The 22488-nt window shown below is 69.0% G+C and carries 17 protein-coding genes and 1 tRNA gene; 13 read left to right on the forward strand and 5 right to left on the reverse strand.

The annotated features are described in order from the left end of the window. Positions 1-49 precede the first annotated feature (49 nt). A complete protein-coding gene (locus tag BR31_RS0104045) occupies positions 50-1366 on the forward strand; it encodes a ferredoxin reductase family protein (RefSeq protein WP_027499834.1) in 1317 nt (438 codons plus the stop codon). A gap of 151 nt (positions 1367-1517) precedes the next feature. Here BR31_RS0104045 and BR31_RS0104055 read toward each other — a convergent pair whose 3' ends face one another. From BR31_RS0104055 to BR31_RS32355, 3 genes are all read right to left on the reverse strand, one after another. After that, entirely contained in the window at positions 1518-2690 is a 1173-nt protein-coding gene (locus BR31_RS0104055) for a N(5)-(carboxyethyl)ornithine synthase (RefSeq protein ID WP_037175528.1), read from the reverse strand. 148 nt (positions 2691-2838) lie between these two features. Continuing rightward, positions 2839-3231: a hypothetical protein gene (locus BR31_RS0104060; RefSeq protein WP_027499836.1), complete on the reverse strand. Its 393-nt coding sequence runs from the start codon at positions 3229-3231 to the stop codon at positions 2839-2841. A 313-nt stretch (positions 3232-3544) separates the two neighbouring features. Beyond that, complete coding sequence (locus tag BR31_RS32355) at positions 3545-3676, reverse strand: hypothetical protein (protein ID WP_269321294.1); 132 nt, start codon at positions 3674-3676, stop codon at positions 3545-3547. Between the two features lie 466 nt (positions 3677-4142). On the opposite strand from BR31_RS32355, the gene BR31_RS0104070 reads away from it, so the two are divergent. The 3 genes from BR31_RS0104070 (at position 4143) to BR31_RS0104080 (ending at position 6568) form a co-directional block, all read left to right on the forward strand. Beyond that, positions 4143-4667: a DUF1269 domain-containing protein gene (locus BR31_RS0104070; protein ID WP_231496369.1), complete on the forward strand. Its 525-nt coding sequence runs from the start codon at positions 4143-4145 to the stop codon at positions 4665-4667. A gap of 184 nt (positions 4668-4851) precedes the next feature. Further along, positions 4852-5517 carry a HEAT repeat domain-containing protein gene (locus tag BR31_RS0104075; RefSeq protein WP_027499838.1) on the forward strand — a complete coding sequence of 222 codons (666 nt, stop codon included), beginning with the start codon at positions 4852-4854 and terminating at the stop codon, positions 5515-5517. 16 nt (positions 5518-5533) lie between these two features. After that, positions 5534-6568, forward strand: coding sequence for a MerR family transcriptional regulator (locus BR31_RS0104080; RefSeq protein WP_027499839.1), 1035 nt, complete (start codon positions 5534-5536; stop codon positions 6566-6568). A 584-nt stretch (positions 6569-7152) separates the two neighbouring features. Here BR31_RS0104080 and BR31_RS0104085 read toward each other — a convergent pair. Continuing rightward, positions 7153-7229: transfer RNA gene (locus BR31_RS0104085), tRNA-Arg, on the reverse strand. Positions 7230-7352: 123 nt separating this feature from the next. Here BR31_RS0104085 and BR31_RS0104090 point away from each other — a divergent pair. Then, positions 7353-9383, forward strand: a complete 2031-nt coding sequence (locus BR31_RS0104090) for a bifunctional copper resistance protein CopD/cytochrome c oxidase assembly protein (protein ID WP_027499840.1) — start codon at positions 7353-7355, stop codon at positions 9381-9383. Further along, positions 9380-10318, forward strand: a complete 939-nt coding sequence (locus tag BR31_RS0104095) for a serine/threonine dehydratase (RefSeq protein WP_027499841.1) — start codon at positions 9380-9382, stop codon at positions 10316-10318. The genes BR31_RS0104090 and BR31_RS0104095 overlap by 4 nt, the downstream gene beginning before the upstream one ends. A 2-nt stretch (positions 10319-10320) precedes the next feature. Here the strand turns inward: BR31_RS0104095 and BR31_RS0104100 are convergent, their stop codons facing one another. Next, on the reverse strand, positions 10321-11277 hold the full coding sequence (locus BR31_RS0104100) for an oxygenase MpaB family protein (protein ID WP_081830310.1): 957 nt from the start codon (positions 11275-11277) through the stop codon (positions 10321-10323). 159 nt (positions 11278-11436) lie between these two features. Between BR31_RS0104100 and BR31_RS0104105 the strand changes: the two genes are divergently transcribed. The 7 genes from BR31_RS0104105 to BR31_RS0104135 all read left to right on the forward strand — a co-directional run bounded on the left by BR31_RS0104105 (position 11437) and on the right by BR31_RS0104135 (position 22487). After that, positions 11437-12090 carry a TetR/AcrR family transcriptional regulator gene (locus BR31_RS0104105; protein WP_027499843.1) on the forward strand — a complete coding sequence of 218 codons (654 nt, stop codon included), beginning with the start codon at positions 11437-11439 and terminating at the stop codon, positions 12088-12090. A gap of 163 nt (positions 12091-12253) precedes the next feature. Next, positions 12254-12724 carry a single-stranded DNA-binding protein gene (locus BR31_RS27375; protein ID WP_051636949.1) on the forward strand — a complete coding sequence of 157 codons (471 nt, stop codon included), beginning with the start codon at positions 12254-12256 and terminating at the stop codon, positions 12722-12724. Positions 12725-12797: 73 nt separating this feature from the next. Continuing rightward, positions 12798-13925: an alpha/beta hydrolase family protein gene (locus BR31_RS0104115; protein WP_081830311.1), complete on the forward strand. Its 1128-nt coding sequence runs from the start codon at positions 12798-12800 to the stop codon at positions 13923-13925. A gap of 192 nt (positions 13926-14117) precedes the next feature. Next, positions 14118-15284 carry a lipase family protein gene (locus BR31_RS0104120; protein WP_037175531.1) on the forward strand — a complete coding sequence of 389 codons (1167 nt, stop codon included), beginning with the start codon at positions 14118-14120 and terminating at the stop codon, positions 15282-15284. A gap of 111 nt (positions 15285-15395) precedes the next feature. Continuing rightward, a complete protein-coding gene (gene ettA / locus BR31_RS0104125; RefSeq protein WP_027499846.1) occupies positions 15396-17075 on the forward strand; it encodes an energy-dependent translational throttle protein EttA in 1680 nt (559 codons plus the stop codon). Positions 17076-17078: 3 nt separating this feature from the next. After that, complete coding sequence (locus tag BR31_RS0104130) at positions 17079-17501, forward strand: acyl-CoA thioesterase (protein ID WP_027499847.1); 423 nt, start codon at positions 17079-17081, stop codon at positions 17499-17501. Positions 17502-17597: 96 nt separating this feature from the next. Continuing rightward, positions 17598-22487 carry an NAD-glutamate dehydrogenase gene (locus BR31_RS0104135; RefSeq protein WP_027499848.1) on the forward strand — a complete coding sequence of 1630 codons (4890 nt, stop codon included), beginning with the start codon at positions 17598-17600 and terminating at the stop codon, positions 22485-22487. Position 22488 lies beyond the last annotated feature (1 nt).

The following is a 22488-nucleotide window of genomic DNA, read 5'->3' on the forward strand; positions in this document are numbered from 1 at the left end:
TCTTCGGGTTTGATGGTCCGGGTGCAGTCACCGACGGGAGTTCGGATCGATGCCGCTCATAGCTCGTGGGATCGCCTGGATCGGCCTCTATCTGGCGGTCGCGTTGGTGCCCCTGGTCTTTGCCGTCCTCGGCGAGGCGCCGCCCGGGCGCGGCTTTCTCACCGACTTCTCGGTCGCGCTCGGATTCGTCGGGCTCTCGATGATGGGCATGCAGTTCGCGCTCGTTGCCCGGTTCCAGGCGGCGGCGGCGCCGTTCGGAGAGGACGCGCTGGTCCAGTTCCACTGGCAGGTGTCCTACGTGGCGCTGGCGTTCGTCCTTGCGCATCCGATCCTGTTACAGGTGGCGGGCATCGACATCGTCGGCCTGCTCAACCTCGCGCAGGCACCGTGGCGGGCGCGATTCGCGGTCACCTCCACGGTCTTACTGCTCGTGATCATCGCGACGTCGATCTGGCGGCGGCGACTGCGGATCCGCTATGAGTTGTGGCAGGTCATCCACGGTGTCGCAGCTGTGGTGGTCGTCGCGTTCGCGCTCACGCACGTGCTGCTGGTCGGGTACTACGTCGACAACGCCTGGAAGAAGTGGCTGTGGGCGGTGATGACCGTGGCCCTGATGTCGCTGCTGTTGTGGGTCCGGGTGATCAGGCCCCTCATGCGCCTCCGGCGCCCGTGGGAGATCGCGCGGGTCACCCCCGAACGGGGTGACGCATGCACCGTGACGCTCCAACCGGTCGGGCACAACGGTTTCCGGTTCGAGCCCGGCCAGTTCGGGTGGCTCATGGTCGACCGCTCGCCCTTCGCTGTCACCGCGCACCCGTTCTCCTTCTCGTCGAGTGCGGAAGAACGCGAATCGGTGCAGATGACCATCAAATCGCTCGGCGACTTCACCGCCTCCGTCGGGACGCTGACCCCGGGGGCCCGCGCCTATCTGGACGGGCCGCACGGCGTGTTCACCCCCGACCGCAACGAGGGGCCGGGCTTCGTCCTGATCGCCGGAGGTGTCGGCATCACGCCCATGATCAGTATCTTGCGCACGATGGCCGACCGCGGCGACCGTCGGCCGCAGGTTCTGTACTACGCCAGCCGATCCGAGGACGACATCACCTTCGACGAGGAACTCGAGGAGCTGCGTCGACGCCTGGACCTGACGATCGTGCACATCATCGAGCGCCCGTCCGCGGGGTGGGAGGGCGAGCGGGGGTTCCTCGACCGGGACATCCTGGCTCGTCACCTACCCGCCCGGCACCAGAGCATGCAGTACTTCATCTGTGGACCGGCACCCATGCTCGCCGCGGTGGAGGACGCCCTGACGGCGCTCGGCGTGCCGGCCGAGCGACTCCACACCGAACGATTCAACTTTGTCTGATCGGAGGTCCCATGCGGCACGTCTACACCACGCGCGCGGTCATTCTGATCGCCCTGGTCCTCGTCGGTGCCTCGGCATGGTTCGCCGTGGCGACCAACTGACCGGGAGAGCGGGTCCGCACCGACCGACGTCGGCGCGGACCACGCCATCGTCAGAGCGGAGCGTGCGGGTAGTCGGGTGAGCGCTCCTGGAAGGACAGGATGCTGGGATTCTGGACGATCCCGTCACGGATCTCGATGGCACGCCGGATTGTCGTGTCGGCATCCCAGGCCGCGGGCCCGCCGAGCACCGTCGCAATATGGGGGAGCAGCGCCTCACTGATCTCCCAGGTGGCGGAGTTCCACAGGTAGGACGGGCTGTGGTCCACGCCGTAGTAGACGACGTTGTTGCCGACCTCGAAGGTGGGCTGCTCGAACGATGTCGGCCTCGCCCAGCTGAATCCCATGCCCTCGTCGCAGGAGACGTCGACGATCAGGGTGCCCGGCGTGAGTGAATCGAGGTCCTCGTCGGCGAGGAAGGTCAGCGGCGCGTCGGTGTCCTGCAGGACGCAGTTGACGATGATGTCGTGCTCGGCGAGGAACCCGGCCACCGGGACGCGACCGCGTTCGGTGTGGGCGTGGCTGCGGCGCGGGTCGGCGTCGTCGTGATCGAACTGCACCATCCGGGCGGAGTGGATGGGCGCGGCGACCGCGCTGACCCCGCGGACGGTGAGCACCTCGACGTCGTGGACGCCGTGCGCGCTCAGCGCCGTGACCGCGCCCCTGGCGGTCGCGCCGAAGCCGATCACCGCGGCCCGCAGCCTGCGGCCGTAGTCGCCGGTCGACCCGGCGATCTGCATGGCGTGGAGCACCGAGCAGTAGCCGGCCAGCTCATTGTTCTTGTGGAAGACGTGCAGGCTGAGCGAACCGTCGGCCGTCCAGTGGTTCATCGCCTCGAAGGCGATCAGCGTCAGCCGCCGGTCGATCGACAGCTGGGTGACGGCTGCGTCCTGGACGCAGTGCGGCCAGCCCCACAGCACCTGGCCCTCCCGCAATTCCGCGAGATCCTCCGCGAGCGGCTTGGCGATCAGCATGACGTCGCAGGTCGCGATGAGCTGCTCACGCGAGAGCAGGCCCGCGACGAGGGGAGCAAGTTGTTCGTCGGGGATCCCGAAGTGTTTGCCGTACCCGCGCTCGAGGTAGATGTGCTCGCGGAGCCCCGCATCGATTCGCTCGAGGTGCAGGGGATGGATCGGGAGCCGGTGCTCGTTCTCTTTGCGTGACTCCGACGTGATTCCGAGACTGAGCTTGTTCAAGTGCGCCCTCAACTGATGATGCCTGCCCATTGCAGGCCGTGGGTCACGGGCGGCGTGACTTCGAACGATTGTGCGATGGCGTCCGATCGAAGTCTAGGGCACGTCGCGCGTCCTCCGATGCAGATGGGCGAGACAGCGGTACCGGATCGGCACCGTGGTCTCGCCCCGCGCCGTCAGCTCAGGGCGTCGCCATGAACTTGTCGAAGGCGGGCAGCACGTTCGGGTTGGAGTCCTTGATCCCGTTCATGGCGCCGACGCCTGCGCCGATCACACCGCCCACGATGCACCCTGCGATGAAGTTGGGAAAGATCGACAGGCAGCCGATGCCCGCGCCGACGCCGAGCCCGATCAGCGCGCCCTGCCCGCCGCCGTTGTTCCAGCCGACGGCGACCTCGGTGGCGAAGGCGTCGAAGGCGGATTGCTTGGTGGGATTGTCGGGCCAGATCGCGTCCGAGACGGCCTCGGCGCCAGGTGGCGGCGGCACCGCGGGTTCGGCGTAGGCGGTTCCGGCGCCGGCGCCGAGGGCGACGACCACGAGCGCGGACGCGGCAAGAGATTTGGTCGGATTCATTGCAGGACTCCAATACTGGTTTGGATGGCCATGATCCAATTCAGTCGCCGTAGAGTCGGCTGGTCTTGTCGGCGGCTGGGGGCGACGGACTTCGTGCAGGAATGAGAGCTCGGATCGCGCCGTACGGTGCGGCCACATCCATAGCGCACCTCCACGGAGTCGCCAAGAGTCAGGTAAAAACACTAGCGCGGTGGCCGACAGCCCACGACTGGAACGGCGGAGATCACGTCCCGCCGCCCGCGGCCGCCTGCCACCTGTGACGAGAAAAGGCCCCCGGCCCGTGGGCCGAGAGCCTTTCCTGCGGGAGGGTCGATCACGACCCGAGGCTCCCCCCGCCGAGGCTGCCGAGGGGGCCTGCGCCGCCTCCGCCGCCCTGCATGCCGCCCATCATGTCCATCACCTTGCTCATGAGATCGATCAGCTTCTCGAGCATTTCGAGGTCCATCTTCTTGCCGCCTTCATGGGTAATTCGTGGTGTGAGCGGTGTGGTCGCAACTGAACGCGAGGCGCACCAGTCGAGCAATTCCCGCCCACCGCTCGAGAGGACGGCAACGCCGTTCTGACTTCCGTCGATCGCGTTGGGCGATCCGGAATCCTTGGGCGCGATCAGAGAACGCGCGGTCGCAGCGGCGGTGGCGAGCGGCAGGTGGCCACCGCGAAATGCCCGCGGTCTGGTCCACTGCCCGCTCCGGCGCGCCGTGCGGCGTCTTTGTCCGTCATGGGGACTCACCTCAACCCTGTATATCGCCGGGTCTCGGTTCAATGTTGCAGGAATCCGCCTCCGATTTTGGGTGATTGCGGCCGGAGGAGTGGCCGGGCCTGGGTGGTCACCCGTTTTGGGGGATGCCGTCCGCGCCGTCGGGGCCGAGGCTGGAAGCCGGACGACAACCCAACGGAGGAAACCCATGGCCATGGACACATTCGCTCTGCTCGCGGCGGTCTACGACACGGAGGACGCGGCGATCGCCGACTACGACACCGTGCACGACCTCTACGTAGAGGCCCACCTGGTCGACACCTATGACGCGGCGGTCATCACGCGGACCGACAAGGGCAAGGTCAAGATCGTCAAGAAGCACGAGCAGCCGACCCGTCAGGGCGCCTGGGGCGGGCTCGGCATCGGCCTGGTCGGGGGTGCGCTGGTCGCCCTCTTCCCGGCCGTCGGGCTCGGTGCCGGGTTGTTGCTGGGCGGCGCGGGCGGCGCGGGCCTCGGGGCTCTCGGCGGGCACGTCGCGGCGGGGATGAGCCGCTCCGACCTCAAGGAGGTGGGTGAACTGCTCGACGAGGGTGAGAGCGGGCTGATCGTCGTCGCGGCGACGGATCTCGAGGCACGCGTCGAGAGGGCGCTCAAACGCGCAGCCAAGGTGACCAAGAAGCAGCTCGAGGCGGATGTCGACCAGGTCAGCAAGGAGATCGACGAGGCCTCCAAGTCCTGATCCGTTGCGCCGGCGTCATGGTCCCGGCGAAACCACGAGTCCAGTGCGGGACCGATCCCTTCTCGGGGTCGGTCCCGCGTTCGCGTTCAGAATGCCGAGCGGTGACCGCACAGGTCTCGACACTCACAGACATCGAGGCTTGACCCTGACACAGTGACAAGGATTCGAATGGTCGACGAAGGAGGTGGTTGTCGTGAACACAACCAACCACGGTGGGCCGAATGCTCACTTCGTCGATGCTCTGGCCGCGGCCGACCCGTCGGTTCGGCTGCAGGCTGCGCTCACCGCGGGCACGAGCCCCGATCCCCGACTCGTGGCGACTCTCGTGGCTCGGTGCGCCGTCGAACCGGACTTCTTCGTCCGGGACATGCTGACCTGGGCGTTGTGCCGCCTGCCCGCGGAGATCACGGTGCCCATGCTGATCGACGAGCTCCGATCCGACACCCCACAGGCCCGCAGTCAGGCGCTGCACACCCTGTCCAAGATCGGAGATCGGTTCGCCTGGCCTGCGGTGTCGGCGCTGCTGCACGACGAGCACGAGGAGGTCGCGCGGAGCGCGTGGCGGGCGGCCGCGGTTCTCGTCCCACCCGGCGACCAGGCAGGGTTGGCCGACGATCTGGCGACCGAGCTCGGACGGGGGGACCATCACATGCAGCTCAGCCTGAGCCGTGCGCTGGTGGCGCTCGGGGAGGCCGTCGGCCCGGTCCTCGACGCAGCCGGGGCGAGTCCCGATCCGCGGATTCGTGCGCATGCGAGCGCGACGCAGCAGTTGATCCGCGACCCCGACAGTGGCTTCACCCTCGCTGTCGAGATGGCGAAGCGTGTCGCGGTCGCCGGCCCGGACACGTAGTGAGGAGGAGACGGGGATGTTGATCGGTGAGGTCTCGCGGCGTTGTGGAGTCAGCACTCGGATGCTGCGCCACTACGACACGTTGGGGCTGGTGACGCCGACGGGCCGCACGTCAGGCGGCTACCGCGAGTACTCCGCCGACGACATCCGCCGGCTCTTCCACGTCGAGAGCCTGAGGACTCTCGGTCTCTCGTTGAACGAGGCCAAGCGCGCACTGGACGAGCCGGACTTCGCGCCCGCCGACCTGGTGGGGGACCTCATACGGCACACGCGCCAGCGGATCGCTGCCGAGGAGGAACTGCTCACGAAGCTCGAACACGTCGACGCCGCCGCACCGGCGGAATGGGACGACGCCCTGCACATCGTCACTCTGCTGCGCGCGCTCGAATCGGAGTCCGCGGCCCGCCGTCAACAGGCGATCCTGTCTCATGGCGGGAAGGCGGCGCTGCCCGTCGAAGCGCTGGTCGAGGCCTTGCTGTCGGAGGACGACCCCAATGTGGCCGGGGCGCTGCGGTGGTCGTTGGCGCGGGCCGCCGGTCCGGGGCTCACAGCTCTTGCCGTGGGTCTCGGCTCAGAGACGGTCGACGTCCGGCGTCGCGCCGCCGCCGCGATAGCGGCAGTGCACACCGAGGAGGCGGCGGCACTTCTGAGACGAGCCCTCGATGATTCGGACGCCACGGTCCGCGGATACGCGGCCCTGGCCCTCGGCTCTCGCGGGAACGCCGACTCCGTGCCCGCCCTCCTCGAGATGGTTGTCGAGGGGCGGCGCGACGTCGAGGCCGCCGAGGTGTTGGGCCTGCTGGCCGAGCTGTCGCCCACGGCCGACGACCTCGTCGAGGTCATGCAGGAGGAGCTCGACAAGACAGACCACGCTCCCACGCGGTTGCGGATCACGCAGGCCCTTGCCGAGATTCCCGGTGCGGCGGCACGGAGGGCACTCGCCCGACTGACCGAGGATCGCGACCGGACGATCGCGTCCACGGCGGCGGCGATCGTGGACACGCAGGACCGCGGTCGAAGACGGCGATCATCCAAAGTTGCTGAAAAGTAGCAATTCGCATCGCCACGAATCGGTGTTGGTGCTGCTTGCCGTGGACGCTCTCGCGACTTCGGCAGACACTGTTCAACCGGAGGTGTCCGCGCATGAAGGCAGGTGGTTGGATTTGGTATCTGCCGTTGCCTTGGGAATGGTGAGCAACACTGTCGTCGATCATCCCGTGCGACTTGGGTGGTCACTGCCCCTAGCCGGGCAACCCTCCGGTGAGGTGATCGAAATGGATTCCTGGGTCTTCTACTTCCCCATGCCTGACGAATGGCGAGTGCCGTTGATCAGGTTGCTGCCGTGCGGATGGGGAGGCTTCTGTGATCCATCGCCACCGAGCTAGTTGTCGGCGACCATCGAAAGGTGATTGTGATGTTGGATCTGGAGTTGTTTGTAGGGCCACAGCTTGGAGCCGCGATCCGCGTAGGGTCCAACTTCTGCGCTGTTGCGAGGCTGTGATCGGCAAGGGGTACCTGACCCCTGACATAGGTGGCCCTGTGCGTCGCCTGGGCCAATGAACACGCTGTCGCTCGTCTTGGTCATCGTTGGTGGGATGGACGTCCCTGCGACCTGGCGCAAATGCGCAGGCAAGATGGTGCCCCCGGCAGGAATCGAACCTGCGACCTAGAGATTAGAAGGCTCTTGCTCTATCCAACTGAGCTACGGAGGCGTGATCCGTGACCGGATCGGCTCCGGAGTCTACCGGTAGGTCTGCGCAATATTCGATAGGTTCGCTTACGGGTCGGCGAACCTGGACGAACCCGGCAGGCGCGCGCCTCCTACCCTTGTTGGCATGGCATCACCCGAGCTCGCCCCCTCCGCCCCGTCGCCGATCCGAAGGGCGGGGGAGAACTCGGTACCTATCTTCGTGACGCTCGGGATCATCGCGGGGTTGGTCGCGGCGATCATCGTCGGGCTGTCCGCCTCGGACGCGCTGGTGCTGCTCGGCATCCCCGACCCGGGTCCCCTCACCACATACGGACTGCCCGCCGTGAAGGCTGCCGGTGAGGTCGCCGCCGTCCTGGCGATCGGGTCGTTGCTGCTCGCCGCCTTCCTGGTGCCGCCGCAGCGCAGCGGGGTGCTCGATGTCGACGGCTACCGGGCGGTGCGAACCGCGTCGAACGCCGCCATCGTCTGGGCGGCTTGCGCGCTGGCCCTGGTGCCGCTGACCGTCTCGGACACCTCCGGTCAGCCGCTGAGCGCGGCCATCCAGCCCGCCAACCTCTGGAAGGCGATCCCGCAGATCGAGCTCGCGGGGGCGTGGCGATCGACCGCGATCCTGGCGGTGCTGCTCGCGGTGGCCACTCGACTGGTCCTGCGCTGGTCCTGGACCCCGGTGCTGCTGCTGCTCGGCATCGCCACCCTGATCCCGCTTGCGCTGACCGGGCACTCCTCCTCCGGCGGATCGCACGATCTGGCCACCAACAGCCTGCTCTGGCACCTGATCGCCGCGGCGTTGTGGGCGGGCGGGCTATTTGCGCTGCTCGCGCACGCGCGCAGGCGGGGCGCGTACACCGACGTCGCGACGCGCCGGTTCTCGAACGTCGCCACGGCGGCATTCGTGGTGATGGCGATCTCCGGTGTCCTCAACGGACTGGTGCGGCTCCCGCTGCGCGAGCTGTTCACCAGCACCTACGGCTGGCTGCTCGTGGCCAAGACCGTCGCGCTGGTGGTCCTGGGTGTGTTCGGTTACCTGCAGCGGCGCAGCGCGCTGCCCGCCCTTGCCGCCGACCCGACGGCCCGCGGTCCGCTGATCCGCTTCGCCGGCGGTGAGGCGCTCATCTTCGCCGCGACCATCGGTATCGCCGTCGGCCTCGGCCGGACCCCGCCCCCCGCCGAGAACATCAACCCGACCCCGACCGAGGTGCAGCTGGGCTACAACCTGGACGGCCCGCCGACCTTCGAACGGCTCGCGTTCGACTGGCGGTTCGACCTGGTCTTCGGCACCGCGGCCATCATCATGGCGGTGGTCTACCTGCTCGGCGTGCGACGGCTCCGCAAGCGCGGGGACACGTGGCCCGTCGGCCGCACCATCGCCTGGGTGCTGGGCTGCGCGACGCTCCTGGTCGCGACCTCCTCGGGCCTCGGCAGGTACTCGCCTGCGGTGTTCAGCGTCCACATGGGCGCGCACATGGCGCTGTCGATGCTGGCGCCGGTGCTGCTGGTGCTCGGCGGCCCGATGACCCTGGCGCTGCGCGCGTTGTCCCCGGCCGGGCCCAAGGGGGTGCCCGGTCCGCGCGAGTGGCTGCTGGCCGCGCTGCACAGCCCGGTTTCCCGATTCCTGACCCACCCGCTGGTGGCCTCGGTGCTCTTCGTCGGCGGCTTCTACGCCCTGTACCTCGGCGGCATCTTCGGCGCGACGCTCGACTCGCACGGCGCGCACCTGCTGATGAACGTGCACTTCATCCTGAGCGGCTATCTCTTCTACTGGGTGGTGATCGGCATCGACCCGGCGCCGCGCAACCTGCAGCCGATCACCAAGCTCGCGATGGTGTTCGGGTCGTTGCCGTTCCACGCCTTCTTCGGCATCGCGCTGATGAGCATGGGCGAGGTGATGGGCGGTTGGTACTACCGGGCGCTGGGCCTGGACTGGAACTCGGACCTCATCGGTGATCAGCGGCTCGGCGGCGGCATCGCCTGGGCCACCGGCGAGATCCCCCTCGTGCTGGTGATGCTGGCGCTGCTGGTGCAGTGGTCGCGCAGTGACCAGAAGACGGCCAAGCGGGTCGACCGTGCGGCGGACCGCGATGACGACGCCGAGCTCGCGGCGCACAACGCCATGTTCGCGGAGCTGGCGCGGCGCGACCACGAAGCCGGGCGGTGACCACACGCGAGGACGTGCTCGCCGCGCGGCGGCGGGTCGGTGCCCTGGTCCGGCGCACCCCGGTGCTCCGGGTGGTCCTGCCGACGCCGGGCGGGGACGTCCCGGTCGCGCTCAAGCTCGAGCAACTGCAGCTCGGCGGGTCGTTCAAGATCCGCGGCAGCCTCAACGCCATGCTGAACCGGGATGGCGTGCACCGTGATTCGCCTGTGGTGATCGCGTCCGGTGGGAATGCCGGGATCGCGGCCGCGACCGCGGCCGGGATGCTGGGAATCGCGTGCACGGTGGTCGTCCCGGCCTCGGCGCCCACGGTGAAGGTGGATCGGCTGCGCGCGCTCGGCGCCGATGTCGTGCTCGACGGCGAGCGCTACGCGGACGCCTACGTCCGGGCGTCGGCCATCGCCGCGCAGCAGGGCGCCCAGCAGTTGCACGCCTACGACCTGCCCGATGTGGTCGCGGGCGCGGGGACGATCGGGCTCGAGCTGGCCGAGGAGGTTCCCGAGGCCACCACGGTGCTGGTCGCGGTGGGTGGCGGCGGCCTCGTCGCGGGGATAGCCGCGGCGCTGGCGGGGGAGAAGTCGGTCGTCGGGGTGGAGCCGAGCGGCGCCCCGACCCTGCATGCGGCGCTCGCCGCCGGTGTCCCGGTGGACGTGGCGGTGGACAGCATCGCGGCCGACGCGCTCGGCGCGACCCGCCTCGGTGACATCGCCATGGATGTCGCCCGCCGGACCGGGATCGGCTCGGTGCTGGTCGAGGACGAGGCGATCGCCCTGGCGCGGAGCCTGCTGTGGCGCGACTTCCGGCTGGCGGTGGAGCATGCGGCCGCGGCGCCGATCGCCGCCCTGCTCAGCGGCGCCTACGCGCCTGCCGAGGGGGAGCGGATCGCCGCCGTGATCTGTGGCGCCAACACGGACCCGACGACGCTGCCCACGGACTAGCTTTACGCGGGTCGCCCGGCCCGAGCGCCGTGGAGCTCACGCGCCGCCGACGGGGTGACGGTCTCCGCACGTACCGGCGGCGCCCCGTTGAAGTGCTGTTCGAGGACCGAATGGGTCATCGGGAGCAGGCGCTTGACGACGGCCAGCTCGGTTCTCGGGCTGCTCGTGGCGCGGACGGCGGCCCGGGCGAGCGGCGTGACGACCCGGTCGACCACCGCGGGCTGATCGACGTCGCCGAGTTCGCGCATCCACCTCGGCAGGGTGGCGATCGTCGCGGGCGCCATCAGCCGACTCATCGCCCACAGCGCGAGCCGGCCCTTCCCGAACCGGGTGCGCAGCAGGTAGTGCATGCCCTCGACGGCCCGCTCGGAGGTGCACAATCGCGGCCGCACCGCAGTGAAGTACTCGTGTACCTCGGCGCGCGAGCGCGGGATGTCCGCCGGCTTGCAGGTCTGCAACTCGGCGGCGACGGCGCACTCGGCCCAGTACCGGGCTTCCTCGTCCGGGCTCAGGGGGCCGGGGCCGAACATCTCGTAGCACTTGAGGACCGAGTGCCAGCCGGTGACGTGGATCCACAGCTGGCTGTCCGGGTTGTTGGCGCTGTATCGCTGCCCGCTGATCGGCTCGATCCCGGTGGCCTTCGCGTGCACCCGCATCAGCAGTTCGGACGTCTCGATCGCCGACCGGGAGTCGCCGACCGCCACGATCAGGAAGTAGGAGAGGGTGCCGTCGAGACGCCCCCTCGGGTCCAGGTAGATCCCCTGGGCGTCGGCGACCGCGGCGGTCAGGAAGGGGTCGAAGTGCTCGAGGGTGACCGACCGCTGGAACCCGAGCAGCGCGGTCGGGTTGGTCCAGACCTTCCACGTCGGCGATCCCGGCCCGAAGAATCCGTTGTCCTCTCGCCGCCGCGCGGGATCGAACGGCCAGCCTCGGTCGGCCAGCATGCGGGGTTCGCTCATCGTGTTCTCCTGCGGATGCTCGGGACGGGTGAGTCGGTGATATCTGAATACAACGCGACCGTAGCAATTGCCATCGGCGAATACAACGGTTGCGTAGCATTGTCCCGGTGGGACATGAGCGCGAGTGGCGATCCCTAAGGTGGACGCGGAGGTGGGTCGATGACGAGAGCGCAGACGGCGGATGAGCGCCCGCGACGCAAGTACGCGCCGCGGCTGCCGCCGGCCGAGCGCCGTGACCAGGTGCTCGACGCCGCGGTCGAGGTGACCAGGCGGTCGGGCCTGCACGAGCTGAACATGGAGGCCGTCGCGGCGGAGGCCGGCGTCGGTAAACCCGTGCTCTACAACGTGTTCCGTACCCGTGCGGAGCTCGTCGCGGCGCTGCTCGATCGCGAGCACCGGCGCGCGATCGAGCAGGTGATGGCGGCGATGCCGACCGACCTCACCGCGCTGGGGCCTGCCGCGGCCTACGCGGGAACGGTGTCCTCGTTCGTGCGCGTCGTGGTGGACAACCCCACCCGGTGGCGGCTGATCCTGACCGCGCCCGACCAGGCGCCAGCCGAGTATCAGGAGCACCTGCGTGCCTCCAGGGCGGCGGTGCTGACGAGGGCCGAGGAGTTGGCCAGGACGGGGATAGCGCTCGAGCCGGGACTGGCCGGTCTGGACCCGGTGCTGCTGGCCCACACGATGCTCTCCTTCGCCGAGATGCTCGGCAGGCTCGCGGTCAGTGACCCCGTCACCTATTCGGGTGAGCGACTGGTCACCTACGCGGCGGCGCTGGCCGCCGCGATCACCTCGGGCCGCCCTCCCGCGTAGCACGCCACCCAGACGAACAACGTTTCCACGTAGCCGTTTTCGCGGATCTGTGGACACCCGGTTCGTTCATCCACAGATTCGCCAGCGGCCACATTTCGGCGACCCGACGGGGGACGCTGGCATCGAGGGGCCGCGCGGCCCACGGATGCCAAGGGGGAGCGACATGTACGAGACACACACGGCGGTGGTCGGCACCGTGATCACCAATCCGGTCAAGCGGCCCACGAACTCGGGCGAGGAGGTGCTCAGCTTTCGGATGGCGAGCAACGTCAGGCGGCAGGACCGCTCGACCGGGGAGTGGACGGACGGCGGCACCCTCTACCTGACGGTGACCTGCTGGCGGCGGCTGGTGTCCGGTGTCGGCGCCTCGCTGATGAAGGGGGATCCGGTGATCGCCTGTGGGCAGCTGCGAACCAACGAGTACACGACCAAGGACGGGGTGGACCGCGCCGACCTGGAGATGCGTGCCAGCGCGGTCGGACCCGACCTGGCTCGCTGCCGAGCCAGGCTCGACCGGGCACCCAAGGCGGCGCAGTCCGCCGAACCGGACGCCGACCGGGAACCGGGGGAGTCGGAGCGCGATCCAGGGGACCTGGTGGATGCCGGCCTCGATCCCGCTCTCCGGGCGAGCTGACCGAAACCGGGCATTTCGGTCACCGTGGCGGCATAGGCTGTGGGTCTTCCCGTGTGGTGAGGGGGTGTCCCGCATGGCACGCCTGAGGTTGTTCTTCGTGGTCCTGATCGTCGCCGCGATGGCCGCTGCGTCGGTCGCCGTCGGCACGGCGGTGGCGGCGCAGGCACCGCCAGGATCGGTGATCGCGGTGCAGGACATGCCGAGGGAACTCTGGATCCCGGGGACCGGGCGGGCCTACCGGCTCACCTACGCGACCACCGACCATTCGGGTGCCCCCGCGACCAGCACCGGGGCGGTGTACCTCCCTCCGGGGCCTGCCCCCGAGGGAGGCTGGCCGGTGGTCTCCTATGCGCACGGAACGATCGGGGTGTCCGATCAATGCGCACCCTCGATGACCGGATTGCAGCGCATCGAGTCCGTCTATCTCGAGGACTGGCTGGCGCGCGGGTACGCGGTGGTCGCGACGGACTATCTGGGTCTCGGCACGCCCGGCGTGCTGCCGTATCTCGACGGGAAGGCCGCGGCGCACAGCGTGATCGACGCGGTGCGGGCGGCCAGGACGATCGACGCGGGGGTCTCACCGAGGTGGGTGGTGATCGGGCTCTCGGAGGGTGGGCACGCCGCACTGGCCACCGCTCACGAGGCGACGAGGTACGCACCCGACCTGGACTACCGCGGCGCGGTCGCAATCGGTGCGCCGTCGAGCCTCGAACAGCTGTTTCCGCTCGGAGGTCCGGGCTTTCCGAACCTCGGCCTGCGGGGGCTGACGACGTTCTCCCTGTTCACCATCGTCGGGCTGCGGTCGGCTCGCCCCGACCTCGACCTCGACAGTTACCTGTCGCCGCGCGGGCGCGAACTGGCGGGGCTCGCGGAGCGGCTGTGCTCACCCGAGCTGGCCGGTCAGGTCGCGGGGGCGCAGGTGGGCGAGCTGTTCTCCCGGCCGATCGGCGACGACGAGGTCCGATCGGCGCTCGCTGACTATCTGGGGGTGCCGACCACTGGGTACGACCGGCCGCTGCTCATCGGGCACGGCACCGCCGACACCGTGGTGCCGATCGTGCTGACGCTGAAGCTGGTCGCGGACCTCCAACGCGCCGGTTCGGACGTGCGGTTCGCCGCCTACCCGGGTGCGGGGCACGGCGAGTCCCTCGCCGCCTCCTCGGCCGACTCCATGGCCTTCGTCGAGCCGCTGATCCGGTGACCGGCCGCGCGTGAGAGGGCGACCTCGCCAACAGACTGGACGAGTGTCCTGTTTTTCCGAGTCGCGGCCGGGCCGGGGTATTACGCTGCACCGGGTCCAGGGCTTCTTGATGGCAGGCGCGGCCTCCGTGGCCGGCGGTGCGCGTGCGACCAGCCGGGACCACATACACAACAACCAAGGGTGGGGAACACGATGAAGTTCGAATTCGGTCTCGCACGGGGTCATCGCCTCGGCCTGCGCGCAGGCGCGGCAGTGCTGGCGCTGCTGGTCCTGGCCGTCCCGGCGGCCGGGCAGGCCGCGGCGGATCCGGTCCGCGAACCCGGAACGGTCGTGGCAGACAAGGCGCTGCCTGCGGTGGCGGAGGTCGGCGGGGCGGCGAGTGGATCGCGCCAACTCACGTATTGGACCGAGGGTCCGACCGGGGCGCCCGCGCTCAGCACCGGAGCCGTGTACCTGCCGAAGGGGACCGCGCCCGCGGGCGGCTGGCCCGTGGTGTCCTGGGCGCACGGCACAACCGGTGTCGGCGACGGCTGCGCGCCCGCAATGGGTTTCGACGTGACCGCGCTCACCCGCGACTACGTCTCGGCATGGCTGGCGCAGGGCTACGCGGTGGTGGCCACCGACTACGTGGGCCTCGGCACCGAGGGAGTCCACGCCTATCTGCACGGGCGCAGCGAGGGTCGCTCGGTGATCGACATGGTCCGGGCGGCCCGAAAGGTGACGCCGGAGCTGTCCCCCTCCTGGGTGGTCGTTGGGCACTCTCAGGGCGGTCACGCCGCCATGTTCGCCGCGCACGAGGCGACTCGGTACGCCCCGGAGCTGGACTACCGCGGCGCGGTCGCCACCGGTACCCCGGCGAACCTGGAGCTGCTCTTCCCGCTCGGCGGTCCCGGCTTCCCGAACCTCGGCCTGAACGGGCTGACCGCTTTCGCCGCGTACGTGGTCGACGGGATGAAGGTGGCCCGACCGGACCTGCCGATCGAGGACTACCTCAGCCCGGCCGGGCGCGAGCTGGTCAAGACCTCCGAGACCATGTGCTTCGTTCCCCTTCAGAAGCACACAGGAACCTTCGGTGTGGGTGAGATGCTCAGCCGCCCCCTCGACAACGAGATGTTCCGTTCGGCCATGCGCGATTACCTTTCGGTCCCCACCACCGGCTACGACCGGCCGGTGTTCATCGGGCACGGTGCGAGCGATCAGACGGTTCCGTATCCGCTCGGCGCGAAGCTCGCGCTCGACCTGCAACTGGCCGGCCAGCCCGTCACCTTCCGGTCCTACCCGGGCGCTCACGGAGCGTCGGTGATGCAGGCGCTGCCGGACACGACCGCGTTCGTGCGGTCGTTGTTCGGGACCGCCTGAACCCCCGAGCTGACCTGCGGCGGGCCGCGACTCGGTCGTGGTCCGCCGCAGATCGGGCCGTAGGCCCGTGTGGATTGGGGCGTCGCCTGGTGTCCCGATACTCTGGTCGCCATGGCGGAGTTCATTTACACGATGAAGAAGGTGCGCAAGGCGCACGGCGACAAGGTCATCCTCGATGACGTCACGATGAGCTTCTACCCGGGCGCGAAGATCGGTGTCGTCGGCCCGAACGGCGCGGGTAAGTCCTCCATCCTCAAGATCATGGCCGGACTCGACCAGCCGGGCAACGGCGAGGCGTTCCTGGCGCCGGGCGCCACCGTCGGCATCCTGATGCAGGAGCCGCACCTCGACGAGACCAAGACGGTGCGCGAGAACGTCGAGGAGGGCCTCGGCGAGACGATGGTGCAGCTCAAGCGCTACAACGAGATCGCAGAGCTGATGGCCACCGACTACTCCGACGAGCTCATGGAGGAGATGGGCGAGCTCCAGGAGAAGCTCGACCACGCCGACGCCTGGGAGATCGACTCCCAGCTCGAGCAGGCGATGGACGCGCTGCGCTGCCCGCCGGCGGACGAGCCCGTCACCCACCTCTCCGGTGGCGAGAAGCGCCGCGTCGCGCTGTGCAAGCTGCTGCTGAGCAAGCCCGACCTGCTGCTGCTCGACGAGCCCACCAACCACCTCGACGCCGAGTCCGTGCTGTGGCTCGAGCAGCACCTGGCCGCCTACCCGGGCGCCATCCTCGCCGTCACCCACGACCGTTACTTCCTCGATCACGTCGCGCAGTGGATCTGTGAGGTCGACCGCGGCCGGCTCTACCCGTACGAGGGCAACTACTCCACCTACCTGGAGCAGAAGGCAGCGCGACTCGAGGTCCAGGGCAAGAAGGACCAGAAGCTGCAGAAGCGCCTCAAGGAGGAACTCGCCTGGGTCCGCTCCGGCGCGAAGGCCCGCCAGGCCAAGAGCAAGGCCCGCCTCGACCGCTACGACGAGATGGTCGCGGAGGCCGAGAAGCACCGCAAGCTCGACTTCGAGGAGATCCAGATCCCGACGCCGCCGCGCCTCGGCAACGTCGTGGTCGAGGTGGAGAACCTCGACAAGGGCTTCGACGGCCGGCTGCTGATCAAGGACCTGTCCTTCACGCTGCCCCGTAACGGCATCGTCGGCGTGATCGGTCCCAACGGCGTCGGTAAGACCACCCTGTTCAAGACCATCGTCGGGCTCGAGGAGCCGGACTCGGGCACGGTCAAGGTCGGCGAGACGGTCAAGCTCAGCTACGTCGACCAGACGCGGGCGAACATCGACCCGACCAAGACGGTATGGGAGACGGTCTCCGACGGACTCGACTTCATCGAGGTCGGCCAGAACGAGATGCCCTCGCGTGCGTACGTGAGCGCCTTCGGGTTCAAGGGCCCGGATCAGCAGAAGCCCGCGGGCGTGCTCTCCGGTGGTGAGCGCAACCGGCTGAACCTGGCGCTGACCCTCAAAGAGGGCGGCAACCTGATCCTGCTCGATGAGCCGACCAACGACCTCGACGTCGAGACCCTCAGCTCGCTCGAGAACGCGCTGCAGGAATTCCCCGGCTGCGCCGTGGTGATCTCGCACGACCGCTGGTTCCTTGACCGGACCTGCACGCACATCCTGGCCTGGGAAGGCGCCTTCGGCGACAACGAGGCGGCCTGGTACTGGTTCGAGGGCAACTTCGAGGCGTACGAGGAGAACAAGGTCGCGCGGCTCGGTGCCGACGCGGCCCGCCCGCACCGGGTCACCCACCGCAAGCTCACCCGGGGCTAGCACGTGCCGAACAAGGTCTACACCTGCGAGGTCGAGGTGCGCTGGGGCGATTCCGATCGCCTCGGCCACGTCAACAACACCCTCTTCCTCGAGTACGCACAGGAAGCGCGGGTGAAGTTCTTCCGCGACCGGGTCTTCCCCGCGGGCGTGCGCCCCACGGCGATGGTGGTGCGCAAGATGGAGATCGAGTTCCTCAAGCCCATCACCGACGAGTCGGGCCCGGTCACCGTCGAGGTGTCCGTCCTCGCGGTGGGGACCTCCTCGTTCGGAATCCGGCACGTGATCCGCGACGTCCACGGGGTCACCTGTGGCGTCGCGGACGCGGTCCTCGTGCGGTTCGACGTGAAGACCGAGACCTCGGTTCCGCTCCCGGAACTGGAGCGATCGGTGTTGTCGGAGTACGCGATCACGGAACCGGTGCGCTAGAAGGCGCCGTCAGTTCACCTCTCGTCCCGCTCCCCGCGGTTAGGCTCGGACGTGCACACCCGTCACGTCAGTTCGACCAGGGGAGTGGGCCGCGAGATGACCAGATCTGCCGATCGCTTCGACCACGGGGCCACAATGGGCCTGCCCGCGGACCTCGCCTCCCATCTCGACGGGATCCGCGAGGTCTACTTCCGCAACATCGACTGGGCCGGGTCGCCTGGTCGCCCGAGCGCCGACGCCGAGACAGTGTTCGGCAGCCACCTCGAACTGGCCGCACGCCGCCCCTCCGGGCACGCGGTGTCGCGGGTGCTCGAGCCGCTGCCCGGCCAGCCGGCCGTCCAGATCGTCACCGACGACATGCCGCTGCTGGTCGAGTCGGTCATGGCGCTGATCGCCCGCCTCGGTATCACGGTCACCGAGCTGATCCATCCGGTCTTCCAGGTCCGCCGCGATGCGGACGGCGGCCTCCTCGATGTGCTCGCCAACGGCACGGCGGCGGGAGAGGGGGTGCGCACCGAGTCCTGGATGCTCGTCCTGCTGCATCCGACCACCGAGCAGGAGGTGCTCGCCCAGGTCGGGGACGCGGTCAGGGACGTGCTGGCCGACGTGCGTCAGGTGATCGCCGACGCGGACGCGATGCGCTACGGCCAGCTGGTGCTCGCCGAGCAGCTCGACGAGCTCGCGGACCGCGAACCGCAGGGGTACCGGGCGGTCGACATCAGGGACACCGCGGCGCTGCTGCGCTGGATGTCGGAGGGGCATTTCATGACCCTCGGCTACCGGCGCTACGAGTTCTGGGATCCCGGCGAACACGGGCGCCCGCTCGCCCACATCGTGCCCGAGAGCGGGCTCGGGGTGCTCGGTGCGGCGTCGGTGGCCGACCACCGAATCGACCTGCCCGCACCCGAATTCAGTGTCGACCGGCCCATCCTGCTGCTCGCGCAGGGTGCGGCGCCCGCCACCGTGCACCGATCGGTGTACCCGTTCTTCGTCTCCGTCACCGGGCTCGACGCTGACGGCGCGATCACCGGCGAGCACCGCTTCGTCGGTGTGTTCACGGTGACCGCGCTGCACGAGAACGTGCTCGACATCCCGGTGATCGAGCGGCGAGCGCGCACCGTGATCGAACGGGCCGGATTCGACATCGGTTCCTTCTCCGGTCAGCGGATGCTCGAAGTCATCCAGTCCTTCCCGCGTACCGAGCTCTTCTCCAGCGACACCGAGACCCTGTACGAGACCATCACCTCCGTGCTGGCCATCGGCATGCGCAGGCAGGTGCGGCTCTTCCTCCGGGACGACCAGTTCGGCGGATTCACCTCCGCGCTGGTCTACCTGCCCCGGGACCGCTACACCACCCGGGTCCGCCTGGCGATGCAGGCGATCCTGCTGCGGGAACTGGGCGGGGGCACGCTGGAGTACAGCGCGCGTGTGACCGAGTCGGACCTCGCCATGGTGCACTTCACCATCCGCAAGGAGCCGGACGCGGCCCCGTCGTCGGCGCAGATCTCGGCCGGTGGCCGCGACCGGATCGAGGCGATGCTGGCGGCGGCGACCAGGGCGTGGGAGGACGACCTCCTCGACGCCGTCGCGGCCGAGCCCTCGGTGACCTCGGTGACCGCGCTGCGCTTCGCCGCCGCGTTCCCCGAGGCCTACAAGCAGGACTTCGACGCCGCGCGGGCGGTCAGGGACATCGCGCGTCTGGAGGCCCTCGCAGGCGAGGCGATCGATCTGAAGCTGTACCGGCACAAGGACGCCCGACCGGGGCAGTGGCGTTTCACGCTGTACATCAGCGGTGCGGGGGTCTCGCTCAGCCAGGTGCTGCCCGTGCTGCAGAGCCTGGGCGTCGAGGTGCTCGACGAGCGGCCGTACCGGGTGGTTCGTCCCGACGGGCTGCCGTGCTGGATCTACGATTTCGGGCTGTCCGCTGCTCCCGAACTGGTCGACGCGACGGTCGGGGAGAACCTGGACTCGGAGCTGGACGAGGTGGACCGGAGCATCGAGTCGACGAAGGCGATCGCCCTCCAGCACCGGTTCACCGATGCCTTCACCGCCGTCTGGTACGACCGGTCCGAACCAGACCGGTTCAACGAGCTGGTGCTGCGGGCCGGGCTCGAGTGGCGACAGGCAACCGTGCTGCGCGCGTACTCGAAGTACTTGCGCCAGGCGGGATTTCCGTACAGTCAGTTCCACATCGAGGGTGTGCTGATCGAGCACGGTCAGACGACCGGGCTGCTGGTCGAGTTGTTCCAGTCGATCTTCGACCCCGATCTGGCCTCGGCGCCGCGGGCGGAGGAACTCGCGGCCGAGCTGCGCGCGCGGATCAACGAGGTGGTCAGCCTCGACGCCGATCGGATCCTGCGCGGGATGCTCGGACTCGTCCTGGCCACGCTGCGGACGAACTACTACGTCACCGACGAGGACGGCAATCCCCGCGACATCCTGGTGTTCAAACTCAACTCCCAGCAGATCGTCGAACTGCCGAGGCCGCGACCTCGTTTCGAGGTGTTCGCCTACTCGCCGCGGGTCGAGGGCGTGCACCTGCGATTCGGTCCGGTGGCCAGGGGCGGGTTGCGCTGGTCGGACCGTCGGGAGGACTTCCGGACGGAGATCCTCGGCCTGGTCAAGGCGCAGGCGGTGAAGAACGCCGTGATCGTGCCGGTCGGCGCGAAGGGCGGATTCGTGGTCAAGCGGGCGCCGGTGCCGACAGGGGACCCGGCGGCGGACCGACAGTCGCTCCTCGCGGAGGGACAGTCCTGCTACCGGCTGTTCGTCTCCGGTCTACTCGACATCACCGACAACGTCGAACCCGCGACCGGGGTCGTGCTGCCACCGGACCGGGTGGTCCGCCGGGACAGCGACGACACCTACCTCGTCGTGGCCGCGGACAAGGGCACCGCCCAGTTCTCCGACCTCGCCAACGACGTGGCGGCCCGGTACGGGTTCTGGCTCGGCGACGCCTTCGCGTCCGGCGGCTCGGTCGGCTACGACCACAAGGCCATGGGGATCACGGCGAAGGGCGCCTGGGTGAGCGTGCGCAGGCACTTCCGGGAGATGGGGATCGACACCCAGACGGAGGACTTCACCGTCGCAGGCATCGGCGACATGAGCGGCGACGTGTTCGGGAACGGGATGCTCCTGAGCCCGCACATCCGGCTGGTCGCGGCGTTCGACCACCGGCACATCTTCCTCGACCCCGATCCGGCCGCCTCGAGGTCCTTCCTCGAACGGCAACGGCTCTTCGCGCTGCCACGCTCCTCGTGGGCGGACTACGACCCGGCACTCATCAGTGCGGGTGGCGGGGTGTGGGACCGCTCGCGCAAGTCGGTGCCGCTGACCGCGCAGGCGCGCGCGGCGCTCGGCCTCGACGAGGACGTCACCGAGCTGTCGCCGCCGGAGCTGGTGCGTGCGATCCTGCGCGCGCCGGTCGACCTGCTCTGGAACGGCGGGATCGGCACGTACATCAAGGCCACCACGGAGAGCCATGCGGATGTCGGCGACAAGTCGAACGATCCGGTGCGGGTAAACGGGAACGAGGTGCGCGCCAAGGTGATCGGCGAGGGCGGCAACCTCGGGGTGACGCAGCGGGGCAGGATCGAGTACGACCTCGCGGGTGGCCGGATCAACACCGATGCCCTGGACAACTCGGCGGGCGTCGACTGTTCCGACCACGAGGTCAACATCAAGATCCTGCTGGACACCGCCGTCAGTGGTGGCGCTCTGCCGAAGGCCGAGCGCAACGATCTGCTCGCGTCGATGACCGACGAGGTGTCGCGGCTGGTGCTGCGGGACAACATCGACCAGAACGACCTGATGGGCACCTCGCGCGCCGACGCCGTGGCGATGTTGGGGGTGCACGCGCGCCAGCTCGCCGACCTCGAGGCCCGTCGCGGGCTGGACCGGGAGATCGAGGCCCTGCCAGGACCCGTGGAGATCGAGGAGCGACTGCAGGAGGGCGTCGGCCTCACCTCTCCGGAACTGGCCACCCTGCTCGCCCACGTCAAGCTCGCGGTCAAGGACGACCTGCTGGCCAGCGAGTTGCCCGACAGCGACACCTACGCGGTGCGGCTGCCCAGGTACTTCCCGCGGCCGCTGCGCGAGCGGTTCGCCGGGGAGATCAAGTCGCATCGCCTGCGCCGCCAGATCGTGGCCACGATCCTGGCCAACGAGGCCATCGACTTCGGCGGGATCAGCTTCGCGTACCGGCTCGCCGAGGAGGCGGGCGCGAGCAGCACCGACTCGATCAGGGCCTTCACCGCGGCGACCGAGATCTTCGACCTGCGCTCGGTGTGGAGCGACATCCGCGAGGCGCCGGTCGCTTCGTCGGTGGCCGACGAGCTGATGCTGGAATCGCGCCGAATGCTCGACCGCGCGGCGCGGTGGTTGCTGTCGAACCGTCCGCAGCCGGTCGCGGTGGGCGCGGAGATCAACAGGTACGCCGCGCGGGTCAGGGCGATGACCCCCAAACTCCCGAACTGGCTGCGCGGACATCATGTCACCGACCTCGTCACCCGGATGTCGCACGTGGTCGAGCACGGCTGCCCCGAGCCGCTCGCCCGGCGGGTGTACAGCTTGCTCGACGGGTTCCCGTCGCTCGACATCATCGACATCTCGGACATCAGCGATCGCGAGGTCGAGGAGGTCGGTGAGCTGTACTACGCGCTCGACGAGCGCCTCGGGATCGACGGATTCCTCACCGCCATCTCGGGTCTCGAGCGCGGCGATCGGTGGCATTCGCTGGCCAGGCTCGCGCTGCGCGACGACCTGTACAGCTCGTTGCGCTCGCTCACCCTCGATGTGCTCGCGGGCGGTGAACCGGACGAGACGGCCGAGGAGAAGATCCTGGACTGGGAGTCGTCGAACTCGTCACGGCTGAGTAGGGCAAGGGCAGCGCTCGGTGAGATCGCGGAGTCTGGGACGCTTGACCTCGCGACGCTCTCGGTGGCGGCGCGTCAGGTTCGCAGCATGGTGCGCGGAGCGGGCATCTGAT

The sequence above is a fragment of the Rhodococcus sp. UNC363MFTsu5.1 genome, from assembly GCF_000686785.1.
Classification (GTDB): Bacteria; Actinomycetota; Actinomycetes; order Mycobacteriales; family Mycobacteriaceae; genus Rhodococcus_G; species Rhodococcus_G maanshanensis.

Excerpts from the sequence above, each read along its gene's own strand:
- BR31_RS0104100 (WP_081830310.1), bottom strand. The coding sequence starts at position 11,277 with ATGAGCGAACCCCGCATGCTGGCCGACCGAGGCTGGCCGTTCGATCCC.
- BR31_RS27375 (WP_051636949.1), top strand. The coding sequence starts at position 12,254 with ATGTACGAGACACACACGGCGGTGGTCGGCACCGTGATCACCAATCCG.
- BR31_RS0104055 (WP_037175528.1), bottom strand. The coding sequence starts at position 2,690 with ATGGGCAGGCATCATCAGTTGAGGGCGCACTTGAACAAGCTCAGTCTC.
- BR31_RS0104135 (WP_027499848.1), top strand. The coding sequence starts at position 17,598 with ATGACCAGATCTGCCGATCGCTTCGACCACGGGGCCACAATGGGCCTG.
- BR31_RS0104105 (WP_027499843.1), top strand. The coding sequence starts at position 11,437 with ATGACGAGAGCGCAGACGGCGGATGAGCGCCCGCGACGCAAGTACGCG.
- BR31_RS0104070 (WP_231496369.1), top strand. The coding sequence starts at position 4,143 with ATGGACACATTCGCTCTGCTCGCGGCGGTCTACGACACGGAGGACGCG.
- BR31_RS0104115 (WP_081830311.1), top strand. The coding sequence starts at position 12,798 with ATGGCACGCCTGAGGTTGTTCTTCGTGGTCCTGATCGTCGCCGCGATG.
- BR31_RS0104060 (WP_027499836.1), bottom strand. The coding sequence starts at position 3,231 with ATGAATCCGACCAAATCTCTTGCCGCGTCCGCGCTCGTGGTCGTCGCC.
- BR31_RS0104080 (WP_027499839.1), top strand. The coding sequence starts at position 5,534 with ATGTTGATCGGTGAGGTCTCGCGGCGTTGTGGAGTCAGCACTCGGATG.
- BR31_RS0104120 (WP_037175531.1), top strand. The coding sequence starts at position 14,118 with ATGAAGTTCGAATTCGGTCTCGCACGGGGTCATCGCCTCGGCCTGCGC.
- BR31_RS0104090 (WP_027499840.1), top strand. The coding sequence starts at position 7,353 with ATGGCATCACCCGAGCTCGCCCCCTCCGCCCCGTCGCCGATCCGAAGG.
- ettA (WP_027499846.1), top strand. The coding sequence starts at position 15,396 with ATGGCGGAGTTCATTTACACGATGAAGAAGGTGCGCAAGGCGCACGGC.
- BR31_RS32355 (WP_269321294.1), bottom strand. The coding sequence starts at position 3,676 with ATGGACCTCGAAATGCTCGAGAAGCTGATCGATCTCATGAGCAAGGTG.
- BR31_RS0104045 (WP_027499834.1), top strand. The coding sequence starts at position 50 with ATGCCGCTCATAGCTCGTGGGATCGCCTGGATCGGCCTCTATCTGGCG.